The organism is Pseudescherichia sp., from assembly GCF_031979925.1.
Taxonomy (GTDB): domain Bacteria; phylum Pseudomonadota; class Gammaproteobacteria; order Enterobacterales; family Enterobacteriaceae; genus Pseudescherichia.
Genome location: NZ_DALZFB010000002.1, coordinates 139,960 through 166,282, shown reverse-complemented (window position 1 = coordinate 166,282; position 26,323 = coordinate 139,960). Strand labels below are relative to the sequence as shown.

Here is a 26,323-nt window from a genome sequence, read left to right as displayed (position 1 = left end):
TCCCCTTTAGGTTTGCGCTTTTTTGCGCCGCTTCGCTGGCGCGAGGGTAATACGCCAAGGTTACTTTGCTGCGTTTTATAAGCACAAATCTTTACTTAACAGACGAACTTCGGCATTATCTTGCCGGTTCAAAAATTTTGGTAGTGATACCCCCGAGGACTAGATGGCCAAAGAAGACAATATTGAAATGCAGGGTACCGTTCTTGAAACGTTACCTAATACCATGTTTCGCGTAGAACTGGAAAACGGTCACGTGGTAACTGCGCATATCTCCGGTAAAATGCGTAAAAACTATATCCGCATTCTGACGGGCGACAAAGTGACTGTTGAGCTGACCCCGTACGACCTGAGCAAAGGCCGCATTGTCTTCCGTAGTCGCTAATCGCATCGCTGCTGTGCGGTAATGGCACAGAGTCTAAATAGTAAAAGGCCGGGAAATTTCCCGGCCTTTTTTATTGCTGTTATATCCGGTAGCACATGGCCCCTCGTAGGCCGGATAAGGCCATAGCCGCCATCCGGCATAGCGGGCCGCCGGGCGGCGCTGCGCTTGCCCGGCCTACGGTTCAGCCTCTGGATATAGAAAGGCCGGGAAATTTCCCGGCCTTTTTTATTGGCGTGAGTGAGAGATTAATGCGCCGCTTCCGGCTTGTGCTTCTGCGCACCCTGGAAGCCGTAGGTCAACTCGTTTTTCTCGACGTCCAGCTCGACCGTCACCTGACCACCGTCCACCAGTGAACCAAACAGCAGCTCGTTGGCCAGCGGTTTTTTCAGGTTGTCCTGAATCACGCGTGCCATTGGACGTGCGCCCATTGCGCGATCGTAGCCCTTCTCTGCCAGCCAGTCGCGTGCTTCCTGACTGACCTCCAGCGAGACGCCTTTCTGATCCAGCTGCACCTGAAGCTCGACGATAAACTTATCCACCACCTGATGAATAACCTCAGTAGAGAGGTGATCGAACCAGATAATGTTGTCGAGACGGTTACGGAACTCCGGCGTAAAGATCTTCTTGATCTCCTCCATCGCATCGGTGCTGTTATCCTGATGGATAAGACCAATGGATTTACGCTCGGTTTCACGCACCCCGGCGTTGGTGGTCATCACCAGCACCACGTTACGGAAGTCCGCTTTACGCCCGTTGTTATCGGTCAGGGTACCGTTATCCATCACCTGCAGCAGCAGGTTAAAGACGTCCGGGTGCGCCTTCTCGATCTCGTCGAGCAGCAGTACCGCGTGCGGATGCTTGATCACCGCGTCCGTTAACAGCCCACCCTGATCGAAGCCAACGTATCCCGGAGGTGCACCAATCAGGCGGCTGACGGTATGACGCTCCATATACTCGGACATATCAAAGCGCAGCAGCTCAATGCCGAGCGCTTTTGAGAGCTGAACCGTGACTTCGGTTTTACCGACCCCGGTCGGGCCGGCAAACAGGAACGAGCCTACCGGTTTATGATCCTGGCCGAGACCCGCGCGGCTCATCTTAATGGCTTCGGTTAAGGCCTCAATGGCTTTATCCTGACCAAAGACCAGCATTTTCAGGCGTTCGCCAAGGCTCTTCAGCGTATCGCGATCGCTCTGAGAGACGCTCTTCTCAGGAATACGGGCGATGCGGGCCACCACCGTTTCGATATCCGCCACGTTAATAGTTTTTTTACGCTTGCTGACCGGCATCAGGCGCGCACGCGCTCCGGCCTCGTCAATCACGTCGATCGCCTTATCCGGCAGATGACGGTCGTTAATGTATTTCACCGCCAGCTCCACCGCTGCACGTACCGCTTTCGCGGTGTAACGCACGTCGTGGTGCGCTTCGTACTTCGGCTTCAGCCCGTTGATGATCTGCACCGTCTCTTCAACAGACGGTTCGGTGATATCAATTTTCTGGAAGCGACGCGCCAGCGCACGGTCTTTCTCAAAGATGTTGCTGAACTCTTGATAGGTCGTAGAGCCCATCACGCGGATCTTGCCGCTGGAGAGCAGCGGTTTGATCAGGTTAGCGGCATCGACCTGACCACCCGAGGCGGCACCCGCCCCGATAATGGTGTGGATCTCATCGATAAACAGGATGCTGTTGCTGTCCTGTTCGAGCTGTTTCAGTAGCGCCTTGAAACGTTTCTCGAAATCACCGCGGTATTTGGTACCTGCCAGCAATGAACCAATGTCCAGCGAGTAGATAGTGCAGTCAGCCATTACTTCCGGCACGTCACCCTGCACGATACGCCAGGCCAGACCTTCCGCAATCGCCGTTTTACCGACGCCGGATTCGCCCACCAGCAGCGGGTTGTTTTTACGGCGACGACAAAGTACCTGGATAGCTCGCTCAAGCTCCCTGTCGCGGCCGATCAGCGGATCGATCCCGCCGACACGAGCAAGCTGATTGAGATTGGTGGTGAAGTTTTCCATACGTTCCTCCCCGCCTGCCTGCTCTTCGTGATTTGCCTGGCTGCCGGGATCGGAAGCCTGATTCGGTTCGTCTTTCCGCGTGCCGTGGGAGATAAAGTTCACCACGTCGAGACGGCTCACCTCATGCTTACGCAGCAGATAGGCAGCCTGAGACTCCTGCTCGCTGAAGATAGCGACCAGTACGTTCGCGCCGGTCACTTCACTACGGCCGGAGGACTGAACGTGGAATACCGCACGCTGCAATACGCGCTGGAAGCTGAGCGTCGGTTGCGTATCGCGCTCGTCTTCGCTGACGGGCAGCACGGGTGTGGTTTGTTCGATGAAGGCTTCGAGTTCCTGACGCAGCGCCACCAGATCGACGGAGCACGCTTCAAGCGCCTCGCGAGCCGATGGGTTGCTGAGCAGAGCCAGCAATAAGTGCTCGACGGTCATAAACTCATGTCGGTGCTCGCGCGCTCTGGCGAAAGCCATATTTAAACTGAGTTCCAGTTCCTGGTTGAGCATTGGGCACCCCCTCAATAGTTTGCCTTAATCAGGCGAGTTCCTGCGTACACAACAACGGATGTTCGTTCTCCCGGGCATACTTGTTCACCATCTCCACCTTGGTCTCTGCTACTTCAGCAGTAAAAATGCCGCAGATGGCTTTCCCGTGATAGTGAACCGTGAGCATCAATTGCGTGGCGCGTTCTACATCATAAGAAAAGAACTTTTGTAGCACGTCAATAACAAATTCCATCGGCGTGTAGTCATCGTTCATTAACATAACTTTATACATAGCTGGCGGTTTTAGCGCGTCGCGCAGCTTATCCGCCGCCAATTGGTCAAAATCCAGCCAATTATTAGACTTACCCATCGTTGTTCGCTTTCATCTAAGGTTGCCATTTCCGACAGAGTGCACCCTGTCGTTGACTTGAGTCTAGATGCATTTTGAATCTACATCAGGATCCAGATAACTAACATCTATCATTGCTATTCGCGAGGGCTGTCACAAACCCAGGCAATAGCGTTAACTGCTTCAAATTTTCGAGTGAATCATCCTGCCGGACGCTGCCAAACGCTTGACGCTAACCCCGATTTATCTAAATTGTACAAGCGAGAGTTGGCGAGGTTTTGAACAAACCCAGACTCTGCCACCGGTTCATTCCATCTTACTCAAAGAAGATTAACGAAGGATGTCGAAGCATGGAAACGGGTACTGTTAAATGGTTCAACAACGCTAAAGGGTTCGGTTTTATCTGCCCTGAGGGCGGCGGCGAAGATATTTTCGCTCACTATTCTACCATCCAGATGGATGGTTACAGAACGCTCAAGGCAGGGCAAACCGTCCATTTTGATGTACATCAGGGGCCGAAAGGCAATCATGCCAGCGTCATCGTGCCCATTGAAGCAGTGGCGATCGTCGAGGCCGTCGCCTGACGCCGCTTAGCTTTAATTGTGTACATCCCGCTCCTAAAATGCCAGCCCGCAAGCTGGCATTTTTATCGTCCCTACTCTCGCGCCAGCGCCTCGACCGGATCGAGTCGGGCAGCGTTGCGCGCGGGTAGCCAGCCAAACAGCACGCCGGTAAAGGTTGAGCAGACGAATGCCGTTATCAGTGCAACCGGGGAGAAACCAATCTCCCAGCCGGGCAAAAAGAGCTGAAGCGTAAAGGCAATCAGCATCGACAGGCAGACGCCTAACGCGCCCCCCACCAGGCAGACCAGCACCGCCTCGATCAAAAACTGTGACAGCACGTCGCTTTTACGCGCCCCGACCGCCATTCGAATGCCAATCTCCCGGGTGCGCTCGGTGACCGAGACCAGCATAATGTTCATTACGCCAATGCCGCCCACCAGCAGCGAGATTACTGCCACCAGCGTCAGGAACAGCTGTAGAGTACGTGTGGTCTTTTCCGCCGTTTTCAAGATCCCATCCATGTTCCAGGCGAAGAAATCTTTTTTACCGTGGCGCAGCGTTAGCAGCCGGGTCAGCTGCAGCTCGGCCTGCTCGCTGCTGTAGCCTTCGTTCACCCGCACGGTGATGGAATTCAGCCACGACTGGCCCATAATGCGTCCGGACATGGTGGTATAGGGCAGCCAGACGCGCAGGATCTTGCTGCTGCCGAACATGCTCTGCTTCTCCTTCGCTACGCCGATGACCGTGGCGGGCATATTCCCCACCAGCACAATCTCACCCACCACCCGGGCTTTATTGGGGAAGAGCTGTCGTCGGGTATTCTCGTCCAGCACGACTACCTGAGCGCGGCCGTTGAGCTGCTGATCGTTGAAGGTCGTCCCCTCGCTAAAGGTCATGCCATAGACGTTGAAGTACTGCCCGCTGACGCCGTTAGCGCTGGCGGCAACGTCGGTACCGCCGTAGCGCAGGCGCAGGTTCTGCGATACCGCCGGGGTCGCCGAGCGAACCCAGGGCTGCTTCTGAATGGCGATCAGATCGTCATACTTCAGCGCCTGCTGATATTGCGGATCGTCATCACCGAAATCTTTTCCCGGATAGACGTCAATAGTGTTGGTGCCAATGGAGCGGATATCCGCCAGTACCAGCTGTTTGGCGGCATCGCCCACCACCACAATCGACACCACCGAGGCGATGCCGATAATAATCCCCAACATGGTCAGCAGGGTACGCATCTTGTTAGCCGCCATCGCCCGCCACGCCATGGTCAGCGCCTCGCGAAAGCCGCTGCTGAACTGCCGCCAGCCGTTATCAGGCTGTACGCTGGGCTGCTGACGAAGGGTCCCCGGCTTCTGGGCAGGCGGCGGGTTGCGGATAATCTCGCCGTCGCGGATCTCTATGATCCGCTCGGCCTGCGCCGCCACCTGCGGATCGTGGGTAACGATAATTACCGTATGTCCCGCGTCGCGCAGCTGGTGGAGGATCGCCATCACCTCCTCCCCGGAATGGCTATCCAGCGCCCCGGTTGGCTCATCGGCGAGGATCACCTGCCCACCGTTCATCAGCGCCCTGGCGATACTGACCCGCTGCTGCTGGCCGCCGGAGAGCTGTGAGGGCTGGTAGCTCTCCCGCTCCCCCAGCCCTAGCCGCTTCAGCAGCTCGTGGGCGCGGGCCAACCGCGCCTTGCGCTCGGTACCGGCGTAGACCGCAGGCACCTCCACGTTCTGCGCTGCCGTCAGGTGGGAGAGCAGATGGTAGCGCTGGAAGATAAAACCAAAATGCTCCCGGCGCAGGCGGGCCAGCGCATCCCCGTCCAGCGTGGCAACGTCCACCCCCGCCACGCGATAGTGGCCGCTGGTGGGTTTATCCAGGCAGCCAAGAATATTCATCAGGGTCGATTTACCGGAGCCGGACGCGCCGACAATGGCAACCATCTCTCCAGCGGCGATATCCAGGGTGACGCCTTTCAGCACCTCGACCATACCGTCGCCAGAGGGGTAGCTGCGGCGGATATCCCGCAGCTCAAGCAGGGTCGTCATGGTGCGGCTCCGGCATTATCCTGACCGATGACGACCTCATCACCCTCCTCCAGGCCTTTCGCAACTTCAACGTCGGTGTCGTTGCGCGCCCCGAGAGTCACCTCCCGCTCGCGGGTTTCACCGTTACGCAGCAACGTGACCTTGTAACGGTTATCACCAATGGGCTCACCCAGCGCCGCCAGCGGAATGGTCAGCACGTTTTTCACCGTCGAGAGCTGGATATGCACCTGAGCGGTCATCTCCAGCCGCAGCACTCCCTGCGGGTTCGGCACCTCAAAACGCGCATAGTAGAAGATGGCATCATTGACCTTCTCCGGCGTCGGCAGAATGTCTTTCAGCACCCCTTCGTAGCGTGTTAATGGGTCCCCCAGCACGGTAAACCACGCCTTCTGCCCCGGCTTAAGGTGAATAACGTCAGCCTCGGAGACCTGAGCTTTTACCAGCATAGTGCTCATATCCGCCAGAGTCAGAATGTTAGGGGCCTGCTGGGCGGCGATCACCGTCTGGCCTTGCAGGGTGGTAATCTGCGTCACTTCCCCCGCCATCGGGGCAATAATGCGCGTGTAGTCGAGGTTGGTTTTTGCCGTGTCGAGGGTGGCCTGGTTGCGCTTGATCTGCGCGTCGATGGTGCCGGTCTGGGCCTCCTTTACCGCCAGTTCGGTGGCGGCGCTGTCGAGATCCTGGCGCGATACCGCCTGAGTCTTCGCCAGCTGCTGCTGACGGGAGAGCGTTACCGCCGCCAGCTTTTTCTCCGCCTCCGCCTGACGACGCTGGGCGCGCAGCTCCATCAGGGTCGCCTCCACTTCGCGGATCTGGTTTTGTGCCTGCTCGGGATCGATCACCCCCAGCAGCTGATCCTTTTTCACCTTGTCGCCAATATTGACGGAGAGGGTTTTAAGCTGCCCGCTCACCTGGGCACCCACATCAACCTTGCGGAGGGCGTCCAGCTTACCCGTTGCCAGCACGCTCTGCTGAAGCTCCCCTGGACGCACGATCAGCGTCTGGTACTGCGCGATCGGCGCGTTGAGCTGCCGCCATCCCCACACGGCGATAACCAGCAGGAGCAGCGCCAGCGCGACGTAAATCTTCCTGCGTTTTCCCTTAAGATTCATAAAAATTCCGGATAGTTAAGCTGACTACACTGAAACAATTCTATATGAACCGTCAGCGGCTGGAACCCTCTCTTTTTTTGCCTGAACGATTCAGGATTAGTCTGCCCGCCCGCGCGCCAGCCACAATACGCGGGAGAACATACTGCGCAGCAGCGGCGGCACAGCTTCTACGCCACGCCGCCCCGCCTCCAGCGCCACTTCAATGGCCAGATCCGGCTTCGAGGAGCGGTGAATAGCTTTAATGATTACCCGCCGCTCGTTCATGCGGATCCCCTCCGGCAGCTGAGCGATACGGTGGTAAACGTCAGCAAAGCCCTGGCGGTACATGAAATGCTCCATATCAAGGGCGGGCAGCGCGGTCAGATGCTCCCGCTCCAGACTTTTGTCATTATCAAGCAGGCTACGCACCGTGGCGGCATACTTCTTCCCTGCCTCGTCGCCATCCACCAGCACATGCCAGGCGATCCCCATCCGGCGGGCGAACTTCACCAGCGGCTTCAGGCCGGACTGGGCAAACTCAATCACCTTAATCCCTTCAGCATCGAAGTGGTGGCCGCACTGGCGCGCCAGCTCACTGATGGTCCAGGTCTCGGTCTCCCCCTCCACCAGCAGCCAGCAGCGAGCAAAGAGCGACGAGGGGCGATTGGCACGAATATGAAAGGCGATGCGACGGCCATCCTCCGCACTCAGTCCGCCCGGCCCCAGACGCCAGGCGGCTACCCTGGACGCCTCACGCACCAGCCGGCAGAGGTGCTCAACGGGCGTCAGGGAGAGCAGCTCCCCGGAGTTAGTGGTAGTGATGCGCTGGAGCGGCAGCAGATTGAGCAGGTGCCAGGCCACCGAGAGCATGATGGGATGCAGGCGCGTCTCGGGATCCTCAATCAGCAGCAACGGGCGCGCATCCCTGTCCAGCTGTACGGTCCCCTTGGCTTTTAGCAGGGTGGCGAACAGGCCCAGCAGGATCACCCGATGGCTGCGGCCACCGGGCCGGTCGATCATTCGGTTGATGATATCGAGATAGCGCCAGCTGCGCTGTTCATCGTGGGAATGGCGGCGCATCAGCCGCTGACGGGCTTCACCGGTGCCCTGCTCGGCAAAATAGTGCTCCAGCAGCTGTACCATCGCCGACAGTCCCTGGCGGATCTGCCCGTCGCTGAGATTTTGCGGACGCGATACCAGATCGTGAGCCAGCACGTCGAGCTGGCGGGCGGTGACGTCCACCTCCGGTAGATCCGGTACGCTGCCGTCGCGGATGCGGCGCATAAAGCGGGCGTCGCGCAGGCGCAGAACCGGCATCAGCCGCACCAGATGCTGCGCAAGATCGTCTGCCTCCGCCAGCGCCAGCGTCTGGCCCTCGGCATCCAGAAAGGAGCGCCGGGTAGTGACGTGGCCGTTGTTGGCCTGCTCCCCCTCCAGGCGGTAGAAAATCCGCCGGTAGCCATCCGTACCTTCGGCTATACAGTTCGCCAGCTGACGATAGCGACGGGCGCGGTAGTTACCCGGCTCGGCTTCACAAAAGGTCAGAATAATATGCAGGTGGCGCTCACGGCCCTGGATATCGCCGGGGGGAAACCAGAAGTCGTTGCGGGTAAAGGTATACAGATCCGTTTCTGGAGAAAGCAGCAGCGTGAGCGCATCAAGCAGGCTCGATTTCCCCCACGCGTTTTCTCCTATCAGAACATTATTATGCTCCAGCATCAGCGACAAACGATTGATGCCGCGAAACCCTACAATCTCTACCCGTTCAAGTCGCATTTCGCCTCCCACAAGTGATTTTTTCATAATTACATAAATTTGCGGGATGCTTAACGAGATTATTCCCCTCGCTACCCCTTTATCGGTAGGCGACCCTTGCCAAAATTGCGCTAAATCAATCTCTCTTCAGATAGCATAAATATCGCTTTAACCACCTGTCGCCCGGGCATAATCTTAAACATGTATTTAAAATATAACTTTAAAGGTGTGACTATGTTTTGTGTGCAATGTGAACAAACTATCCGTACCCCGGCTGGCAACGGCTGCTCTTATGCGCAGGGTATGTGCGGTAAAACCGCAGAGACCTCTGACCTACAGGACCTCTTGATCGCAGCGCTGCAAGGCTTGTCCGCCTGGGCGCTAAAAGCCCGCGACTACGATCTGATCGATCATGAGATCGATAGCTTCGCCCCTCGCGCCTTCTTCTCCACCCTGACCAACGTGAACTTTGACTCACCGCGCATCGTCGGTTATGCCCAGGAAGCCATCGCCAAACGTGAGGCGATCAAGGCGCTCTGCCTGAGCATCGATCCCACAGCCTCCGTTGATAACCCGATGGCGGGATTACAGCTGGTAAGCGACGACCTGGGCGAGCTTCAGCGCCAGGCCGCTGCCTTTACCCCTAACAAAGATAAAGCCGAGATCGGCGAAAATATTCTTGGCCTGCGCCTGCTCTGCCTCTACGGCCTGAAAGGTGCCGCGGCCTACATGGAGCACGCCCACGTGCTCGGCCAGTACGACAACGCCATCTACGCCCAGTACCATAAGATCATGGCGTGGCTCGGCACCTGGCCATCCGATATGAATGCCCTGCTTGAGTGCTCCATGGAGATCGGGCAGATGAACTTCAAGGTGATGAGCATCCTCGACGCCGGTGAGACCAACGCTTACGGCCACCCGACCCCAACCCAGGTTAACGTAAAAGCGGTTGCCGGGAAGTGTATTCTCATCTCCGGCCACGATCTGAAGGATCTGCATAACCTGTTGCAGCAGACTGAGGGCACGGGCGTGAACGTCTATACCCACGGCGAAATGCTGCCGGCCCACGGCTACCCGGAGCTGCGTAAGTACAAGCACCTGGTGGGTAACTACGGCAGCGGCTGGCAGAACCAGCAGGTGGAGTTTGCCCGCTTCCCTGGCCCTATCGTGATGACCTCCAACTGCATCATCGATCCGGCTCCGGGTGCCTATGACGATCGTATCTGGACCCGCAGCATCGTGGGATGGCCGGGCGTGAGCCACCTCGAAGGCGATGATTTTGCGCCGGTGATCGCCCAGGCACAGCAGATGGCTGGCTTCCCCTACAGCGAAATCGAGCATCTGATCACCGTCGGCTTTGGCCGCCAGACCTTGCTCGGTGCAGCCGATACGCTGATTGACCTGGTGAGCCGTGAGAAGCTGCGCCATATCTTCCTGGTGGGCGGCTGCGACGGCGCACGCGGGGAGCGGAACTACTTTACCGACTTCGCCACCAGCGTGCCGGAAGACTGTCTGATCCTGACCCTCGCCTGCGGTAAGTACCGCTTTAACAAGCTCGACTTTGGCAATATTGAAGGCCTGCCGCGCCTGGTGGATGCCGGTCAGTGCAACGACGCCTACTCGGCAATTATTCTGGCGGTAACCCTGGCAGAGAAGCTGGGCTGCGGAGTAAACGACCTGCCGCTGTCGCTGGTGCTCTCCTGGTTCGAGCAGAAAGCGATTGTGATCCTGCTGACCCTGCTCTCCCTGGGCGTCACTAATATCGTTACCGGCCCCACCGCACCGGGCTTCCTGACCCCGGATCTGCTGGCGGTGCTGAATGAGAAATTTGGCCTGCGTTCGGTCACCACCGTTGAACAAGATATGCAGCAGCTGCTGAGCGCATAAGGAGTAGACGATGACGATGCCAACCTCACAATGTCCGTGGCGGATGCAGGTTCACCATATTCATCAGGAGACGCCGGATGTGTGGACCCTCTCCTTGCTGTGCCACGACTACTATCCGTACCGCGCCGGACAGTATGCGCTGGTCAGCATCGGCAACGCCGCCGATACTCTGCGCGCCTATACCCTCTCCTCCACGCCGGGGGTAAGCGAGTACATTACGCTGACCGTCCGGCGTCTTGACGATGGCGTGGGATCCCAGTGGCTGACGCGGGAGGTGAAGCGCGGGGACTATATCTGGCTCTCTGACGCGCAGGGTGAGTTTACCTGTGACGATAAGCCCACCGACCGTGTGCTGCTGCTGGCGGCGGGCTGCGGCGTTACGCCGATTATGTCGATGCGCCGCTGGCTGGCAAAACACCGCCCGCAGGCTGACGTGCAGACTATCTTTAGCGTGCGCTCGCCGCAGGATGTGATCTTCGCCGATGAGTGGCGTGTCTATCCGGTCACCCTGCTGGCAGAGCACAACGCCACTATCGGGTTTATCACCGGTCGTTTGACCACCGAGCTGCTGCAGAGCGTGCCGGATCTCGCCTCGCGTACCGTGATGACCTGCGGTCCTGCCCCCTACATGGAGTGGGTGGAAAGCGCGGTGAAGGCACTGGGCGTGACGCGCTTCTACAAAGAGCAGTTCTTTGTGCCGGTCGCAGCGGCGGCCAGCAGCGGTCTGAAGATCAGTGCCCTGCAGCTGGCACGGGAGTTCTACGCCCCGGTCGGTACCACCCTGCTGGAAGCGATGGAGAGCAACAAGGTGCCGGTTAACGTGGCCTGCCGGGCGGGCGTGTGTGGCTGCTGTAAAACGAAGGTGGTTGCCGGAGAGTATTCGGTGACCAGCACCATGACGCTGACGGATGCCGAAGTTGCCGAGGGTTATGTGCTGGCCTGCTCCTGCCAGCCAGAGAGCGATTTGGTGTTAGCGTAAGGTAAACGCCCGGCGACGCTAACGCTTGCCGGGCCTACAAATTACATCGTGCCCATTGTAGGCCGGGCAAACGCAGTGCCGCCCGGCGTAGCGGTGTCCACATATAAAGTTACGAATACTTTGGCGCAATGGAGTAGCGTCCGGCCCCTAAAAAGGCCACCGCCAGCGCCGCAATAAAGAAGTAGACCATGCTCTCGATCGCCCAGGCACCGGTTTTATCCAGCTGCCCGGTGATATTCACCCCCACCATCATCCAGGCGACAATCATCGTAAAGGCCAGTACCAGCGCCGCCGGGCGGGTGAAGATCCCCAGAATGATTAATACGGGTGCCACTACCTCCCCAACCAGCACGCCATAGGCGATAAACCCCGGCAGACCTTTCGCCACCAGCATGCCGCTGATGCCGTCCACGCCGTCAATCAGCTTGTGCAGGCCGTGAAACAGCATCAGCCCGCCGACCACCAGACGCAGTAAAAAACGGCCCGCATCTTCATGTGCACACATTCTATTAACCGCATTTAACATTGATTTAACCATTTGAAATGATTCCTGTTTTTATTACCCATCGGCAAAAATCATCTTACGTTTAGTGACCGAAAAGCCCCAGCAAATAAAGGGGCAACGGCGCTTCGTTTTCTCTTTTTCATCTAAGCTTGTTACCAACATCACAAAATGGAGATGAAGAGATGAAACAAACCGTCGCTGCCTATATCGCAAAAACGCTGGAGCAGGCCGGGGTAAAACGCATTTGGGGCGTTACCGGCGATTCACTGAATGGCCTGAGCGATAGCCTGAACAAGATGGGCACCATTGAGTGGATGTCGACCCGTCATGAGGAGGTAGCCGCCTTTGCCGCCGGGGCAGAAGCGCAGCTGACGGGCGAGCTGGCGGTATGTGCAGGCTCATGCGGCCCAGGCAACCTGCATCTGATAAACGGCCTCTTTGACTGCCACCGCAACCACGTGCCGGTGGTAGCCATTGCGGCACACATCCCCTCCAGCGAAATCGGCAGCGGCTACTTCCAGGAGACCCACCCGCAGGAGCTGTTCCGCGAATGCAGCCACTACTGCGAGCTGGTCTCCAGCCCGGAGCAGATCCCGCAGGTGTTAGCCATCGCCATGCGTAAGGCGATCCTCAATCGCGGCGTCTCGGTGATCGTCCTGCCCGGCGACGTGGCGCTGAAGCCTGCGCCTGAAAGCGCCAGCAGCCACTGGTACAGCGCCCCGCGGCCGGTGGTCACCCCTGCCGAAACCGAGCTGCACAAGCTTGCCCAGCTGCTGCGCTACTCCAGCAATATCGCCCTGATGTGCGGCAGCGGCTGTGCCGGAGCGCATGACGAGCTGCTCGCCTTCGCGGAAAAGCTGAAGGCACCGATTATCCATGCCATGCGTGGCAAGGAGCATGTGGAGTACGACAACCCTTACGACGTGGGCATGACCGGGCTGATCGGCTTCTCCTCCGGCTTCCATGCCATGATGAACGCTGACACGGTGGTGCTGCTCGGCACCCAGTTCCCCTACCGGGCCTTCTACCCCACCGATGCCAAAATCATCCAGATCGATATCAACCCGGCCAGCATTGGCGCGCATAGCAGGGTCGATATGGCGCTGGTAGGCGATATCAAAGCCACGCTGGCCGCCCTGCTACCGCATCTGGAGGAGAAAACCGACCGCCGCTTCCTTGATAAAGCGCTGGAAGACTACCGCGATGCGCGCAAGGGGCTGGACGATCTGGCGAAGCCCAGCAGCAAGGTCATTCACCCGCAGTATCTGGCCCAGCGGATCAGCGACTTCGCCGATGACGACGCTATCTTCACCTGCGACGTGGGGACGCCTACAGTGTGGGCCGCACGCTATCTGAAGATGAACGGCAAACGCCGTCTGCTTGGCTCGTTCAACCACGGCTCGATGGCCAACGCCATGCCGCAGGCGCTGGGCGCACAGGCGACGCATCCCGAGCGCCAGGTGGTGGCGATGTGCGGCGACGGCGGCTTCAGCATGCTGATGGGCGATTTTCTCTCGCTGGCGCAGATGAATCTGCCGGTAAAAATCATCGTCTTTAACAACAGCGTATTGGGCTTTGTGGCAATGGAGATGAAGGCCGGGGGCTACCTGACGGACGGTACCGATCTGCATGAGACCAACTTTGCCCGTATCGCCGAGGCTTGCGGCATTACCGGCATCCGCGTCGAGAAATCCGCCGACGTTGACAGCGCACTACAGCGCGCCTTTGCCACCGAAGGGCCGGTGCTGGTCGACGTGACGGTGGCAAAAGAGGAGCTCTCTATTCCGCCGCAAATCAAGCTTGAGCAGGCCAAAGGCTTCAGTCTCTATATGCTACGCGCCATCATTAACGGTCGCGGGGACGAAGTTGTGGAGCTGGCGAAAACCAACTGGCTCAGGTAAAACAGATGGCACGATCCTGAACCTGATAAGGAAGTGCCGTGATAGATTTACGTAGTGATACCGTTACCCGCCCGAGCCGCGCCATGCTGGAAGCAATGATGGCCGCCCCGGTCGGGGACGACGTCTATGGTGACGATCCCACCGTTAATGAGCTGCAACGCTACGCCGCCGAGCTTTCGGGCAAAGAGGCGGCGCTGTTTCTGCCTACCGGCACCCAGGCCAACCTGGTGGCGCTGCTCAGCCACTGCGAGCGCGGCGAGGAGTATATCGTCGGTCAGGGGGCGCATAACTATCTCTACGAGGCCGGCGGCGCAGCGGTGCTGGGCAGCATTCAGCCGCAGCCCATCGACGCCAGCCCGGACGGCTCTCTACCGTTGGATAAGGTGGCAGCAAAGATCAAGCCGGACGATATCCACTTCGCCCGTACTCGCCTGCTGAGCTTAGAGAACACCCACAATGGCAAGGTGCTGCCCCGCGGTTACCTTGAAGACGCGTGGAACTTTACCCGTGAGAAAGGCCTGGCCCTGCACGTTGACGGCGCGCGCATCTTTAACGCGGTGGTCGAGTATGGCTGTGCGTTAAAAGAGATTACCCAGTACTGCGATACCTTCACCATCTGCCTCTCAAAGGGCCTCGGCACGCCGGTTGGCTCGCTGCTGGTTGGCAGCCATGAGTACATCAAGCGCGCTAACCGCTGGCGGAAGATGACCGGCGGCGGCATGCGCCAGGCGGGGATCCTGGCGGCGGCAGGACTCTATGCGCTGAAAAACAACGTTGAGCGCCTGAAAGAGGATCACGCCAACGCCGCCTGGCTGGCCGCCCAGCTGCAGGAGATTGGCGCGAACGTCATGCGTCACGATACCAATATGCTCTTTGTTCGCGTAGGCGAGCCGAACGCTGCGGCCCTCGGCGAGTTTATGCAGGCGCGCGGCGTGCTGCTTAACGCCTCGCCCATCACCCGAATCGTAACTCATCTCGACGTGAGCCGTGCGCAGCTGGAAGAGCTGGTTAGCCACTGGCAGGCATTCCTGAAACGTTAAGAACGTAGAATATTTGACAGATAAAGTCTGAAAACGGGCTTTAATCTGTCATCTTTCCATTGCATAGCGGCGTAATTCACGGAAGAATGCGCACGAAATTCTTTTCAACACAGTGGATTGCTATGAAGGTTCTGGTCACCGGCGCAACCAGCGGTTTAGGTCGCAACGCGGTCGAGTATCTGCGTCAGAGAGGCGTGAGCGTCAGAGCAAGCGGTCGCAATGAGGCGATGGGCAAGCTGCTGCAAAAGATGGGCGCGGAGTTCGTCCATGCCGATCTCACCGAGCTGGTCTCCTCGCAGGCAAAGGTGATGCTGGCCGGCGTTGACACGCTCTGGCACTGCTCCAGCTTCACCTCACCCTGGGGCACTCAGGAGGCGTTCGACCTCGCCAACGTGCGGGCGACCCGCCGCCTCGGCGAGTGGGCTGTGGCCTGGGGCGTACGCAACTTTATCCACGTCTCCTCCCCGTCGCTCTATTTCGACTATCACCACCATCATGATATCGACGAGAACTTTCGCCCGGCGCGCTTTGCCAACGAGTTTGCCCGCAGCAAAGCCGCGGCCGAAGAGGTGATCCAGCTTCTGGCCCAGGCGAACCCCAACACCCGCTTTACCATTCTGCGGCCGCAGAGCCTGTTTGGCCCGCACGATAAGGTCTTTATTCCCCGGCTGGCGCAGATGATGCACCACTACCGCAGCGTGCTGCTACCGCGCGGTGGGGATGCCTTAGTGGATATGACCTATTTTGAGAACGCCGTTCATGCCATGTGGCTCGCCAGCCAGGAGAGCTGTGATGGACTGCCCTCCGGCCGCGCCTACAACATTACCAACGGCGAACGCCGCACCCTGCGCAGCATCGTGCAGCGGCTGATTGACGAGCTGGAGATCCACTGCCGCATCCGCTCGGTGCCCTACCCGATGCTGGATATTATTGCTCGTAGCCTGGAGCGCTTCGGTGACAAGCGGGCCAAAGAGCCGGCGTTGACCCACTACGGCGTATCGAAGCTTAATTTTGACTTTACCCTCGACACGACCCGCGCCCGCGACGAACTGGGCTATGCTCCGCTGGTTACGCTCGATGAGGGGATCCGGCGCACCGCTCTGTGGCTAAAGGATCATGGTAAGCTGCACCGCTGAGCTTAGCCCTGCCCATATTTTTCCAGCAGCGCGTTGGCAATGGCCAGGGTTTCCGCGTCGGCGACGCCGTCGTAGCGCGCCGGGCGGAAGTGCATCTGGAAGGCCATAATCACCCTCTTCTGCTGGGCAATCGTCATGCCTGGTACAACCTCATAGCCGTAGCGGTAGAGCACATCCAGCAGCGCTGCGCTATCGACTCTTTCAGAAGGCGCGCGGCCGTTGAGGTAGAAGGTCACACGTTGGGCGTCGGGCCAGGCTCCAATTCCCTGCGCAGCCAGTTCACGCCACGGAAAGAGCGGCCCGGGATCGACCTTACGCTGAGGCGCAACGTCCGAGTGGGCCACGACGTTAACAGGAAGTATGTTGTAACTATTAATGATATCCTTTGCCAGCGGGATCAAGGCGGCAATCTGATCCGCCGCGAAGGGGGTAAAATCTTTATCTCTGCCTATCTTCTGCCAGCCGTGGTTCTCTAACTCAATGCCGATTGAGGTATCGTTAATCCGCGTTGCGCCCCGCCAATAGCTCACTCCAGCGTGCCACGCCAGCTGATCCTCAGGCACCAGCTGCCAGATGCGCGGCCTGCCGTTATGAACCGGCGGATGTTCGGGGATCAGGTAGTGCGAGCTGACATTTTTATCCGTCAGGGTTGCCAGAGAGGTATCGAAGTCGCCCGCCGTGTAGTGGATCACCAGTACTTTGATTCTGGGGTAAGCAGCCTGGGCCTGACGCTGGGTATCCAGCTCATAGCCCACCTTTTTAACCACGCTTTTATCGCTTATCTCGCTCTTCTTACTCGCACAGGCGGTAAGCAGCAGGGCCAACACCAGCAGCCAGAAGCGTTGCCACGCTGGCTGAGGCATAGGGGCGGGGAATAGCTGCATCTTTACTCTCCTTTTTAACCTTCGATGCCACAAGCGATGCATAATCAAACAGCCAGGGCTATGATTGATAAAACTATACACATTTCGTTAGCTTATAAGGAAATCATTATGCGCTACTCTCTTTTATCCGTCATTGCACCCTGTGCGCTGGTGCTCTCAGCCTGTACCACGCCCGTGACGCCCGCGTTTAAGGATATCGGTACGCGTAGCGGCCCCTGCGTGGCAGGCGGTCCTGATGCCGTGGCGCAGCAGTTTTACGACTACCGTATCCAGCACCGCAGTAACGATCTGACTGCGCTGCGCCCCTACCTCAGCGACGATCTGGCCGCCATGCTGACCGCCGCCTCCCGCGACAGCCGCAACAGCGCCCTGCTGAGCGCCGATCCCTTCTCCAGCCGTACCACACCAGCCCAAACGGCCACGGTGGCCAGCGCCTCAACCATTCCCAACACCGACGCGCGTAATATTCCTCTGCGCGTAGAGCTGACCCAGGGCAGCCAGCGCTGGCAGGATGAGGTGCTGATGGTGCGTGAAGGCCAGTGCTGGGCAGTTGATGACGTGCGCTATCTCGGCGGCAGCGTTCATGCCCCGGCAGGCTCTCTGCGTCAATCAATCGAGCATCGCTAATACTCTGTGCAGGCCGGACCTCCGCGATTTTGTGCTATTTTTAAGGTGGAATACGGCCTGTAGTTAAGTTTTAACGCATAAATATTGCATAACTATTCTGTCAACGTTACTATTTGCGGCCTCAATAGCTATCAGATTGCCTCGATGAGTATTAAATTAAACGGCATTAACTGCTTCTACGGCGCACATCAGGCGCTGTTTGACATCACACTCGACTGCCCTGAGGGCGAGACGCTGGTGCTGCTTGGCCCAAGCGGCGCGGGCAAGAGCTCGCTGCTGCGGGTGCTCAACCTGCTGGAGATGCCACGCTCCGGTACGTTAAGCATCGCCGGTAACAATTTCGATTTTGCCAAAACGCCCTCTGACAAAGCGATCCGCGAGCTGCGGCAAAACGTCGGCATGGTGTTTCAGCAGTACAACCTCTGGCCACACCTGACCGTGGTGCAGAACCTGATTGAAGCGCCCTGCCGCGTGCTGGGCCTGAGCAAAGAGCAGGCACACGCCCGTGCCGATAAGCTTTTAGAGCGCCTGCGCCTGAAACCCTACAGCGACCGCTATCCGCTGCACCTCTCCGGCGGTCAGCAGCAGCGCGTGGCCATTGCCCGGGCGCTGATGATGGAGCCGCAGGTGCTGCTGTTTGATGAACCGACGGCCGCGCTGGATCCCGAGATCACCGCACAGATCGTCAGCATCATCCGCGAGCTGGCCCAGACCAAAATTACCCAGGTTATCGTGACTCACGAAGTGGAAGTGGCGCGTAAAACCGCCAGTCGTGTGGTCTATATGGAAAATGGCTATATCGTCGAACAGGGCGATGCCAGCACCTTTACCGCACCGCAGACCGATGCGTTTAAAAACTACTTATCTCACTGATATTTTTTTGGGAAGTGACAATGAAAAAAGTATTGATTGCCGCGCTGCTGGCCAGCGTTAGCCTCTCTGCTACAGCAGCCCAAACCATTCGTTTCGCCACCGAAGCGAGCTACCCTCCGTTCGAATCCACCGATGCCAATAACAAAATTGTTGGCTTCGATGTCGATCTGGCGAACGCGCTGTGTAAAGAGATTGATGCGACCTGTACGTTCACTAACCAGGCGTTTGACAGCCTGATCCCAAGCCTGAAGTTCCGCCGCTTCGATGCGGTGATGGCGGGGATGGATATCACGCCAGAGCGTCAGAAACAGGTTCTGTTCACTAACCCGTACTACGACAACTCAGCGCTGTTTATCGGCCAGCAGGGTAAATTTACCGGCATCGATGCGCTGAAAGGCAAACGCGTCGGCGTGCAGAACGGCACCACACACCAGAAATTCATTACCGACAAGCATCCGGAAATTACTACCGTGCCGTACGACAGCTACCAGAACGCGCGTCTGGATCTGCAGAACGGCCGTATTGACGCCGTGTTCGGCGATACCGCAGTGGTGACCGAGTGGCTGAAGGCCAACGACAAGCTGGCTGCGGTGGGTGATAAGGTGACGGATAAAGAGTATTTCGGCACGGGTCTGGGCATTGCGGTACGTCAGGGCAATACCGACCTGCAGCAGAAATTTAATACCGCGCTGGAAAAAGTGAAGCAGGATGGTACCTACGAAACCATCTACAAAAAATGGTTCCAGAAGTAATCCTTGATGAATGAACTTTTTCCTTTAGCAAGCGCCGCCGGGATGACCGTCGGCCTTGCCGTTTGCGCCCTGGCCATTGGCCTGGTGCTCGCTATGCTCTTTGCCGTCTGGGAGTCCGTTAAGTGGCGTCCTGTTGCATGGCTCGGCTCAGGGCTGGTGACCATCCTGCGTGGCCTGCCGGAAATTCTGGTGGTGCTCTTTATCTATTTTGGTTCGTCACAGCTGCTGCTGATGCTTTCGGATGGCTTTACCCTCAACCTTGGGTTTGCGCAGATCCCGGTGCAGATGCAGATTGAAAACTTCGACGTCAGTCCGTTCCTGTGCGGGGTGATTGCCCTCTCCCTGCTCTATGCCGCGTATGCTTCTCAGACCCTGCGTGGGGCGCTGAAGGCTGTGCCGCAGGGCCAGTGGGAGTCCGGCCAGGCGCTGGGGCTGTCTAAAAGCGCTATCTTTTTCCGCCTGGTGATGCCGCAGATGTGGCGTCACGCTCTGCCGGGGCTGGGCAACCAGTGGCTGGTGCTGCTGAAAGATACGGCGCTGGTGTCGCTGATCAGCGTTAACGATCTCATGCTGCAAACCCGCAGCATCGCGACCCGTACCCAGGAGCCGTTTACCTGGTTTCTGGTGGCGGCGGCAATCTACCTGGTGATTACGCTTCTCAGTCAGTACATTCTCAAACGCATTGACCAACGCGCGACACGTTTCGAACGGAGGCCAGGCTGATGCTCGAGTATTTACCGGAACTGATGAAGGGGCTGCACACCAGCCTGACGCTCACCGTGGCGTCGATTGTGGTGGCGCTGATCCTCTCCCTGATTTTCACTATCGTTCTGACGCTAAAAACGCCGGGTCTGGTGTGGATTGTGCGCGGCTACATCACGCTCTTTACCGGTACGCCGCTGCTGGTGCAGATCTTCCTGATCTACTACGGGCCGGGGCAGTTCCCGTCGATCCAGGCGTATCCGTGGCTGTGGCACCTGCTCTCCGAGCCGTGGCTCTGCGCGCTGATCGCCCTGTCGTTGAACAGCGCCGCGTACACCACCCAGCTCTTCTACGGCGCTATTCGGGCGATCCCTGAGGGGCAGTGGCAATCCTGCGGCGCGCTGGGGATGAGCAAGAAGGATACGCTGGCGATCCTGCTGCCGTACGCCTTTAAACGCGCCCTCTCCTCCTACTCCAACGAAGTGGTGCTGGTATTCAAAAGTACCTCCCTGGCCTACACCATCACGCTGATGGAGGTGATGGGGCACGGACAGCTGCTTTACGGTCGCACCTACGACGTGATGGTTTTCGGCGCGGCGGGGATTATCTATTTGGTAGTCAACGGCTTGCTGACGCTGCTGATGCGGCTTATCGAGCGGCGGGCGCTGGCGTTCGAGCGACGCAACTAAAACTCTTTGAGGCGGGGCAACCCGCCTTTTTTACGTCGGCATAAATATAATTAATCAATAATATTGCATATCCATTCATTAGATGGCATTGTAACTCCATGCCGCAGACACGGTAAAAAACTATAAGATTGACAGACAGGAGTTCCATAATGAAAAAGTTAATTCTGGCCGCCATCCTCGCCACCTTCGCCGCCGGTGCCAGCGCAGCAGATAAGATCAGCTTCGGCTCCTCTGCCACCTACCCGCCGTTTGAGTCGCTGGATGCCAGCAACCAGATCGTTGGCTTTGATATCGATCTGGCAAAAGCCCTCTGCAAACAGATGCAGGCCGACTGCACCTTCACCAACCATGCTTTTGACTCGCTGATCCCGGCGCTGAAGTTCAAGAAGTATGACGCGGTGATATCCGGCATGGACATCACCCCAGAGCGTAGCAAGCAGGTCTCCTTCACCGACCCGTACTACGCCAACTCGGCGGTGGTGATTGCTAAGAAAGACGCGTTTAAATCCTTTGAGGATCTGAAAGGCAAGCGCATCGGCATGGAGAACGGAACGACCCATCAGAAGTTCCTCCAGGATAAGCATCCGGAAGTGAAGACCGTGGCCTATGACAGCTACCAGAACGCGATCCTTGACCTGAAAAATGGCCGTATCGACGGCGTATTCGGGGATACTGCGGTAGTGAACGAGTGGCTGAAGAACAACCCGCAGCTGGGTACCGCCACGCCGAAGGTGACCGACGCGCAGTACTTTGGTACCGGCCTTGGCATCGCGGTGCGTCCGGATAACAAAGCCCTGCTGGAAAAACTGAACGCTGCCCTGGCGGCCATCAAAGCCGACGGCACCTATCAGAAAATCAGCGACCAATGGTTCCCGCAGTAATAAGTATTTGATAAACGCCCGGTGGCGCTCTCGCTTACCGGGCCTACAAATTCTACTCTACTTCCCGCACCAACAACGTTAACACCTCATAATGCGCCGTATGCGGGAACATATCGAACAGCTGCACGCGTTCGATGCGGTATCCTGGCAGCTCGCGAATATCCTTCGCCATCGTCTCGGCGTTACAGCTGGAGTAGATAATCCATTGCGGAGCCATGGCACTCAGGTAGTCGCACAGCGGCTTGCCGATGCCACGCCGCGGCGGGTTGACCAGCACCAGATCTGGCACCGCCCCCTGCCCCGTGGCGAATGCGGTCGAGTCCAGCGCCTGGAAATGCACATTATGCAGGCCCAGCTCTTCAGCAGACTGCTTCGCGCAGGCGATAGCTTCCGGAGCGATCTCGATCCCGGTCAGCGTCATCTCCGGCGTCGCGCAGTGCAGGCCAAAGCCGCCCACGCCGCAGAAGAGATCCCACATATGCTTCACCGGTAGCGCCCGCACCCAGTCGCGGGCAGTGGCGTAGAGGCTCGCCGCCACGCTGGGGTTGGTCTGGAAGAAGCTCTGGGGGCGGATCCACAGCGGCACGCCGTTAAAGCGCTCCGCCAGCGCCCGCTGGTCGGTGAGCCAGATCTCCTGCTCCCCCTCCATAATCGCCATATGCACCGGCTGGATGTTTACCGAGATCACCTTCAGCTGCGGCAGCCCGGCCTGTAACGCAGGCAGCGCGGCGCGAAGCTGTTCGAGCTTGGCCTCTGAACGCAGCACAAAGCGCAGCATCAGGCCGCCGTCGAGCTGGCTTTCGGTGAGCAGCAGGTATTTCAGCTCCCCACGTTTGCGCGCCACGTTATAGGGCGTTAAGCCCGCCCGGGCAATAAAGGGCTTCAGGGCAGCAAACACTGAATAGAACGACGCCGGATAGAGCGGACAATCTGTAAGATCCTCCGGCGAACCGTCCCTGTGCAGCATCCCCAGCAGCGGTTTCTCTACGCTGCCGCTCACCACCATCTTGGCCTTGTTGCGGAACCCCTGCTCCGGGCCGCCCACTGGCGTGCACCACTCGGCGACCGGCAGACCGTCCAGCAGCGTACGCAGGCTCGCCATCTTCATGGCAAGCTGCTGTGGGACCGGCTGGTCGATCCATTGACAGGAGCGACAGCGACCGGCGTCATAAAGGGCGCACTGCATGATAGAAACCTTCTTTTTTGCGGGGCGGGGATTGTACCACCGTTACTGGAAGCGGAAAAAGCGTCTACAGGGCGATGGGATAAACAGCAGACCAAGCACCAGCATATCCGGCAGCTTCTGCATCACCAGCGAGCGGAAGATCTCCCGCTTCGAACCACCGGCAATGCTGAACAGCTCCGGGTAGCCATAGCCCAGCGAGGCCGCCCACAGATAGCCTGCGGCCACCACCTGGGTCAGAAGGTAGAGCCAGCGCGCCCAGTTGCGGCCTTTCACTACCGAGAAGGCGCAGAGAAACTCCAGAAACAGCAGCAGCAGGCTGCCGAGAAAAACCAGCGTCAGGCTCCAGGTCTGGGCGCTACGGTGGATAAAGTCGAGCGTCCCGCGCAGCCCCAGCAGGTTAAACAGCAGCAGCAGGTCGAGGCAGCGGATCGCAATAATAGCGATAGCCGCCACCTGTACCAGCGCTGGCACGTTAAGACGCGCATGGCCCTGCTGCGTTTTATTGAAAAATCCCACTGCGTAGCCTTCCCTGCGAAACGATGCCGCGACCGGCGCGGCACCTGTGACCCATGACCTCAGCAAATTTTAGTGGGATCACCCCTGTCTTGCACGCTGGATATCGCGCGTTCGTTGCTTTTCTGCGCGGGCCATCAATAGCCAGGCGATAAAACCAACAATTCCTACCACGCCGAGAATAATCGACGCCAGGGCGTTGATCTCCGGATTCACCCCCATGCGCACGCTGGAGAAGACCAGCATCGGCAGCGTGGTGGCCCCCGGCCCGGAGACAAAGCTGGCGATCACCAGATCGTCCAGCGACAGGGTAAAGGCCAGCAGCCAGCCAGAGATCACCGCTGGCATGATCATCGGCAGGGTAATGATAAAGAAGACCTTTACCGGGGTGGCACCAAGATCCATCGCCGCCTCCTCAATGGAGCGATCCAGCTCGCGCAGGCGGGAGGAGATCACCACCGCCACGTAGGCGGTACAGAAGGTGACGTGGGCCAGCCAGATGGTGAGCATGCCGCGATCCGCCGGCCAGCCGATAGCGTGGGCCAGGGCGACAAACAGCAGCAGCAACGACAGGCCGGTGATCACGTCGGGCATCACCAGCGGGGCGGTGATCATAAAGGCAAAGCCGTTTGCCCCGCGAAAGCGGCCGAAGCGCACCATCACCACGGCAGCGATGGTGCCGAGGATCACCGCCATCGTCGCCGCGCAGGCGGCAATGGTCAGGCTCAGCCCTACCGCGCTCATCATCGCATCGTCGTGGAACAGCGTGCTATACCAGCGCGTGGACCATCCGGCCCACACCGTCACCAGCTTCGAGCTGTTGAAGGAGTAGATCACCAGCATCAGCATTGGCGCATAAAGGAAGGTGAAGCCAAGGACAAGGATCATGATCCGCCACGGCGAACGCACTACCGGTAAGTTGTTCATGCGTGGTCTCCCGTGCCTTTGCTCTGATGTTTATGGAACCACATGATGGGCACAATGAGCAGCAGCAGCATAATAATCGCCACCGCCGAGGCCACCGGCCAGTCGCGGTTGTTAAAGAACTCCTGCCACAGCACGCGACCGATCATGATGCTGTCCGGGCCGCCGAGCAGTTCCGGGATCACGAACTCACCCACCGCCGGGATAAACACCAGCATCGAGCCTGCGATAATTCCACCCTTGGTCAGGGGCACGATCACGCTGAAGAAGGTCTTCAGCGGCCGCGCACCGAGATCCAGCGAGGCTTCAACCAGCGAGTAGTCGATGCGCGTCAGGGCGGTGTAGATGGGCAGCACCATAAACGGCAGATAGGCGTAGACGATGCCGATATAGACCGCGAGGTTGGTGTGCAGAATGGTCAGCGGCTGGTCGATGACTCCCAGCCAGAGCAGGAAGTTATTCAGCACGCCGTTATTTTTCAGGATCCCCATCCAGGCGTAGACGCGGATCAGGAACGAGGTCCACGACGGCAGGATCACCAGCAGCAGCAGGATGTTGCGCGTCGAGGGCTTGCTGTGCGCCACCGCCCAGGCCAGCGGATAGCCCAGCAGCAGACAGAACAGCGTTGAGATGCCCGCTACCTGCAACGATTGCAGATAGGCCTCGAAGTAGAGCGGATCGTCCGTGAGCTGGAGGAAGTTCCCCAGGTTAAGGGTGATCGAGAGCTGGCCGTCGGCCCACTCCATCAGATCGGTATAGGGCGGGATCGCTCGCGCCATCTCGGCCAGGCTGATTTTAAAGACGATGAGAAACGGCAGTAAAAACAGCAGCGACAGCCAGATGTAGGGCAGCGCGATCACCAGCTTGCGCCCGTGCTTCATCTGCATCCGCGCCAGCCAGAGGGTAAAGCGGGACGTTTTTTCCACGCGGGCCGGGGGTTCTAATGTACTCATCACCGCTCCTTAAACCGTTAGCACAACGCAGCTGTCGGCGTCCCAGCAGAGGCGCACCTCATCGCCCCACGTTGGCAGGCCTTTGCGGTAGCGATGTTCATTCTGTAACTGGGCGCTGATCATCTGCCCGCTCTTCAGGCGAACGTGGTAGATAGAGAGATCGCCAAGGTAGGCAATGTGCACCACTTCACCCACGGCAAAGTTATAGCCGTCAGCAGGTGGCTCATCGCAGAGCATGATCTTCTCCGGGCGCAGGGCCACGTAGACCGGCACGTTGTCCACCACCGACGCATCCGGATCGACCTTCAGAGGATGCATCAGCCCCGGCGAGTCAATCACCAGCCCATCCTCCTGGCGCTCCTTCAGCAGCCCTTCGAAGACGTTCACCGAACCGATAAACTCCGCGCTGTAGCGGGTCGTCGGATGCTCGTAGATCTCCTCCGGCTCGCCAATCTGCACAAACTTACCGCGGTTCATGATCGCGATACGCCCGGCCATAGTCATCGCCTCTTCCTGATCGTGGGTCACCATCACGCAGGTCACCCCTACCCGTTCAAGAATGTCGACCACCTCCAGCTGCATCCGGTCGCGCAGCTTCTTATCCAGCGCGCCCATGGGTTCGTCGAGCAGCAGCAGCTTCGGCCTTTTCGCCAGGCTACGGGCCAGGGCCACGCGCTGACGCTGACCGCCGGAGAGCTGATGCGGCTTACGCCTGGCAAACTCGCTCATGTGCACGAGGCCCAGCATCTCCGCTACCCGGCTGGCAATCTCCGCCTTCGGCAGCTTGTCCTGCTTCAGGCCGAAGGCGATGTTCTGCTCCACGGTCATGTGCGGGAAGAGCGCGTAGGACTGGAACATCATATTGATAGGGCGCAGATAGGGCGGAACGTGGGCCAGATCGACGCCGTCCAGCATAATCTGCCCGGTGGTGGGCTGCTCGAAGCCCGCCAGCATACGCAGCAGGGTCGATTTCCCGCAGCCGGACGCGCCCAGCAGGGCAAAAATCTCACCCTTGTAGATGGTCAGGTTGACGTCATCCACGGCGTGTTGACCATCAAAGGATTTGGTCAGGTTACGAATTTCCAGCAGCGGCGTCAGCGCCTTACGAGGTTTCGCCTGTGGGCGGGGGGTTGCGTCATTCACGGGATGCTCTCCGGCATACAGATAAACAGGTGCATATGCACTAAAACGGTGCCTGATGTCCGGTGGCGCGA

25 protein-coding genes are annotated in these 26,323 nt (G+C 58.5%); 13 read left to right on the top strand and 12 right to left on the bottom strand.

The annotated features are described in order from the left end of the window. Window positions 1–163 precede the first annotated feature (163 nt). Window positions 164–382 (top strand): translation initiation factor IF-1, encoded by a 219-nt coding sequence (gene infA, locus RTM13_RS04185; protein ID WP_001040187.1) that lies wholly within the window; start codon window positions 164–166, stop codon window positions 380–382. Window positions 383–627: 245 nt separating this feature from the next. Here infA and clpA read toward each other — a convergent pair whose 3' ends face one another. Together clpA and clpS are read right to left on the bottom strand one after the other, a co-directional pair. Next, the gene (gene clpA, locus RTM13_RS04180; protein WP_103819666.1) at window positions 628–2,904 is read right to left on the bottom strand and encodes an ATP-dependent Clp protease ATP-binding subunit ClpA; all 2,277 of its coding nucleotides are present in this window, start codon (window positions 2,902–2,904) and stop codon (window positions 628–630) included. Between the two features lie 28 nt (window positions 2,905–2,932). Beyond that, entirely contained in the window at window positions 2,933–3,253 is a 321-nt protein-coding gene (gene clpS / locus RTM13_RS04175; protein WP_312210375.1) for an ATP-dependent Clp protease adapter ClpS, read from the bottom strand. 329 nt (window positions 3,254–3,582) lie between these two features. Here clpS and cspD point away from each other — a divergent pair, with 329 nt between their 5' ends. After that, window positions 3,583–3,816 (top strand): cold shock-like protein CspD, encoded by a 234-nt coding sequence (gene cspD / locus RTM13_RS04170; protein WP_312210373.1) that lies wholly within the window; start codon window positions 3,583–3,585, stop codon window positions 3,814–3,816. Between the two features lie 71 nt (window positions 3,817–3,887). On the opposite strand, the gene macB is transcribed toward cspD, so the two are convergent. The 3 genes from macB to RTM13_RS04155 all read right to left on the bottom strand — a co-directional run bounded on the left by macB (window position 3,888) and on the right by RTM13_RS04155 (window position 8,698). Then, entirely contained in the window at window positions 3,888–5,831 is a 1,944-nt protein-coding gene (macB, locus tag RTM13_RS04165; RefSeq protein WP_312210372.1) for a macrolide ABC transporter ATP-binding protein/permease MacB, read from the bottom strand. After that, window positions 5,828–6,943 (bottom strand): macrolide transporter subunit MacA, encoded by a 1,116-nt coding sequence (macA, locus tag RTM13_RS04160; protein WP_312210370.1) that lies wholly within the window; start codon window positions 6,941–6,943, stop codon window positions 5,828–5,830. Before macA ends, macB begins: the two co-directional genes overlap by 4 nt. Window positions 6,944–7,039: 96 nt before the next feature. Then, a complete protein-coding gene (locus RTM13_RS04155) occupies window positions 7,040–8,698 on the bottom strand; it encodes an ATP-dependent endonuclease (protein ID WP_312210368.1) in 1,659 nt (552 codons plus the stop codon). A gap of 213 nt (window positions 8,699–8,911) precedes the next feature. Here RTM13_RS04155 and hcp point away from each other — a divergent pair, with 213 nt between their 5' ends. Both hcp and hcr read left to right on the top strand, forming a co-directional pair. After that, a complete protein-coding gene (gene hcp, locus RTM13_RS04150; protein WP_312210366.1) occupies window positions 8,912–10,564 on the top strand; it encodes a hydroxylamine reductase in 1,653 nt (550 codons plus the stop codon). A 10-nt stretch (window positions 10,565–10,574) separates the two neighbouring features. Then, entirely contained in the window at window positions 10,575–11,543 is a 969-nt protein-coding gene (gene hcr / locus RTM13_RS04145) for an NADH oxidoreductase (RefSeq protein ID WP_312210365.1), read from the top strand. Between the two features lie 109 nt (window positions 11,544–11,652). Here the strand turns inward: hcr and RTM13_RS04140 are convergent, their stop codons facing one another. After that, on the bottom strand, window positions 11,653–12,081 hold the full coding sequence (locus tag RTM13_RS04140; RefSeq protein WP_312210364.1) for a DoxX family protein: 429 nt from the start codon (window positions 12,079–12,081) through the stop codon (window positions 11,653–11,655). Between the two features lie 149 nt (window positions 12,082–12,230). On the opposite strand from RTM13_RS04140, the gene poxB reads away from it, so the two are divergent. The 3 genes from poxB to RTM13_RS04125 all read left to right on the top strand — a co-directional run bounded on the left by poxB (window position 12,231) and on the right by RTM13_RS04125 (window position 16,125). After that, entirely contained in the window at window positions 12,231–13,949 is a 1,719-nt protein-coding gene (poxB, locus tag RTM13_RS04135) for a ubiquinone-dependent pyruvate dehydrogenase (RefSeq protein ID WP_312210363.1), read from the top strand. 38 nt (window positions 13,950–13,987) lie between these two features. Further along, on the top strand, window positions 13,988–14,989 hold the full coding sequence (ltaE, locus tag RTM13_RS04130) for a low-specificity L-threonine aldolase (RefSeq protein ID WP_312210362.1): 1,002 nt from the start codon (window positions 13,988–13,990) through the stop codon (window positions 14,987–14,989). A 122-nt stretch (window positions 14,990–15,111) separates the two neighbouring features. Beyond that, the gene (locus tag RTM13_RS04125) at window positions 15,112–16,125 is read left to right on the top strand and encodes an NAD(P)-dependent oxidoreductase (RefSeq protein WP_312210361.1); all 1,014 of its coding nucleotides are present in this window, start codon (window positions 15,112–15,114) and stop codon (window positions 16,123–16,125) included. 2 nt (window positions 16,126–16,127) lie between these two features. On the opposite strand, the gene RTM13_RS04120 is transcribed toward RTM13_RS04125, so the two are convergent. Continuing rightward, window positions 16,128–17,009, bottom strand: a complete 882-nt coding sequence (locus tag RTM13_RS04120; RefSeq protein WP_312210359.1) for an N-acetylmuramoyl-L-alanine amidase — start codon at window positions 17,007–17,009, stop codon at window positions 16,128–16,130. Window positions 17,010–17,117: 108 nt separating this feature from the next. Between RTM13_RS04120 and RTM13_RS04115 the strand changes: the two genes are divergently transcribed. The 6 genes from RTM13_RS04115 to artJ all read left to right on the top strand — a co-directional run bounded on the left by RTM13_RS04115 (window position 17,118) and on the right by artJ (window position 21,533). Continuing rightward, window positions 17,118–17,636, top strand: a complete 519-nt coding sequence (locus tag RTM13_RS04115) for a lipoprotein (protein WP_312210357.1) — start codon at window positions 17,118–17,120, stop codon at window positions 17,634–17,636. A 144-nt stretch (window positions 17,637–17,780) separates the two neighbouring features. Beyond that, on the top strand, window positions 17,781–18,509 hold the full coding sequence (artP, locus tag RTM13_RS04110) for an arginine ABC transporter ATP-binding protein ArtP (protein ID WP_042392362.1): 729 nt from the start codon (window positions 17,781–17,783) through the stop codon (window positions 18,507–18,509). A gap of 20 nt (window positions 18,510–18,529) precedes the next feature. Further along, on the top strand, window positions 18,530–19,261 hold the full coding sequence (artI, locus tag RTM13_RS04105) for an arginine ABC transporter substrate-binding protein ArtI (RefSeq protein ID WP_312210356.1): 732 nt from the start codon (window positions 18,530–18,532) through the stop codon (window positions 19,259–19,261). A gap of 6 nt (window positions 19,262–19,267) precedes the next feature. Beyond that, window positions 19,268–19,984, top strand: a complete 717-nt coding sequence (artQ, locus tag RTM13_RS04100) for an arginine ABC transporter permease ArtQ (RefSeq protein ID WP_312210354.1) — start codon at window positions 19,268–19,270, stop codon at window positions 19,982–19,984. Then, entirely contained in the window at window positions 19,984–20,652 is a 669-nt protein-coding gene (artM, locus tag RTM13_RS04095; protein WP_312210352.1) for an arginine ABC transporter permease ArtM, read from the top strand. The genes artQ and artM overlap by 1 nt, the downstream gene beginning before the upstream one ends. A gap of 149 nt (window positions 20,653–20,801) precedes the next feature. Then, entirely contained in the window at window positions 20,802–21,533 is a 732-nt protein-coding gene (artJ, locus tag RTM13_RS04090; protein WP_312210350.1) for an arginine ABC transporter substrate-binding protein ArtJ, read from the top strand. 52 nt (window positions 21,534–21,585) lie between these two features. Here the strand turns inward: artJ and rlmC are convergent, their stop codons facing one another. The 5 genes from rlmC to potG all read right to left on the bottom strand — a co-directional run bounded on the left by rlmC (window position 21,586) and on the right by potG (window position 26,252). Beyond that, the gene (gene rlmC, locus RTM13_RS04085) at window positions 21,586–22,719 is read right to left on the bottom strand and encodes a 23S rRNA (uracil(747)-C(5))-methyltransferase RlmC (RefSeq protein ID WP_312210348.1); all 1,134 of its coding nucleotides are present in this window, start codon (window positions 22,717–22,719) and stop codon (window positions 21,586–21,588) included. Window positions 22,720–22,761: 42 nt separating this feature from the next. Further along, entirely contained in the window at window positions 22,762–23,235 is a 474-nt protein-coding gene (locus tag RTM13_RS04080) for a YbjO family protein (RefSeq protein WP_312210347.1), read from the bottom strand. A 78-nt stretch (window positions 23,236–23,313) separates the two neighbouring features. Next, window positions 23,314–24,159 carry a putrescine ABC transporter permease PotI gene (potI, locus tag RTM13_RS04075; RefSeq protein WP_312210346.1) on the bottom strand — a complete coding sequence of 282 codons (846 nt, stop codon included), beginning with the start codon at window positions 24,157–24,159 and terminating at the stop codon, window positions 23,314–23,316. Continuing rightward, window positions 24,156–25,109, bottom strand: coding sequence for a putrescine ABC transporter permease PotH (gene potH, locus RTM13_RS04070; protein ID WP_312210345.1), 954 nt, complete (start codon window positions 25,107–25,109; stop codon window positions 24,156–24,158). Before potH ends, potI begins: the two co-directional genes overlap by 4 nt. 9 nt (window positions 25,110–25,118) lie before the next feature. Continuing rightward, entirely contained in the window at window positions 25,119–26,252 is a 1,134-nt protein-coding gene (potG, locus tag RTM13_RS04065) for a putrescine ABC transporter ATP-binding subunit PotG (protein ID WP_312210344.1), read from the bottom strand. Between the last annotated feature and the right edge of the window lie 71 nt (window positions 26,253–26,323).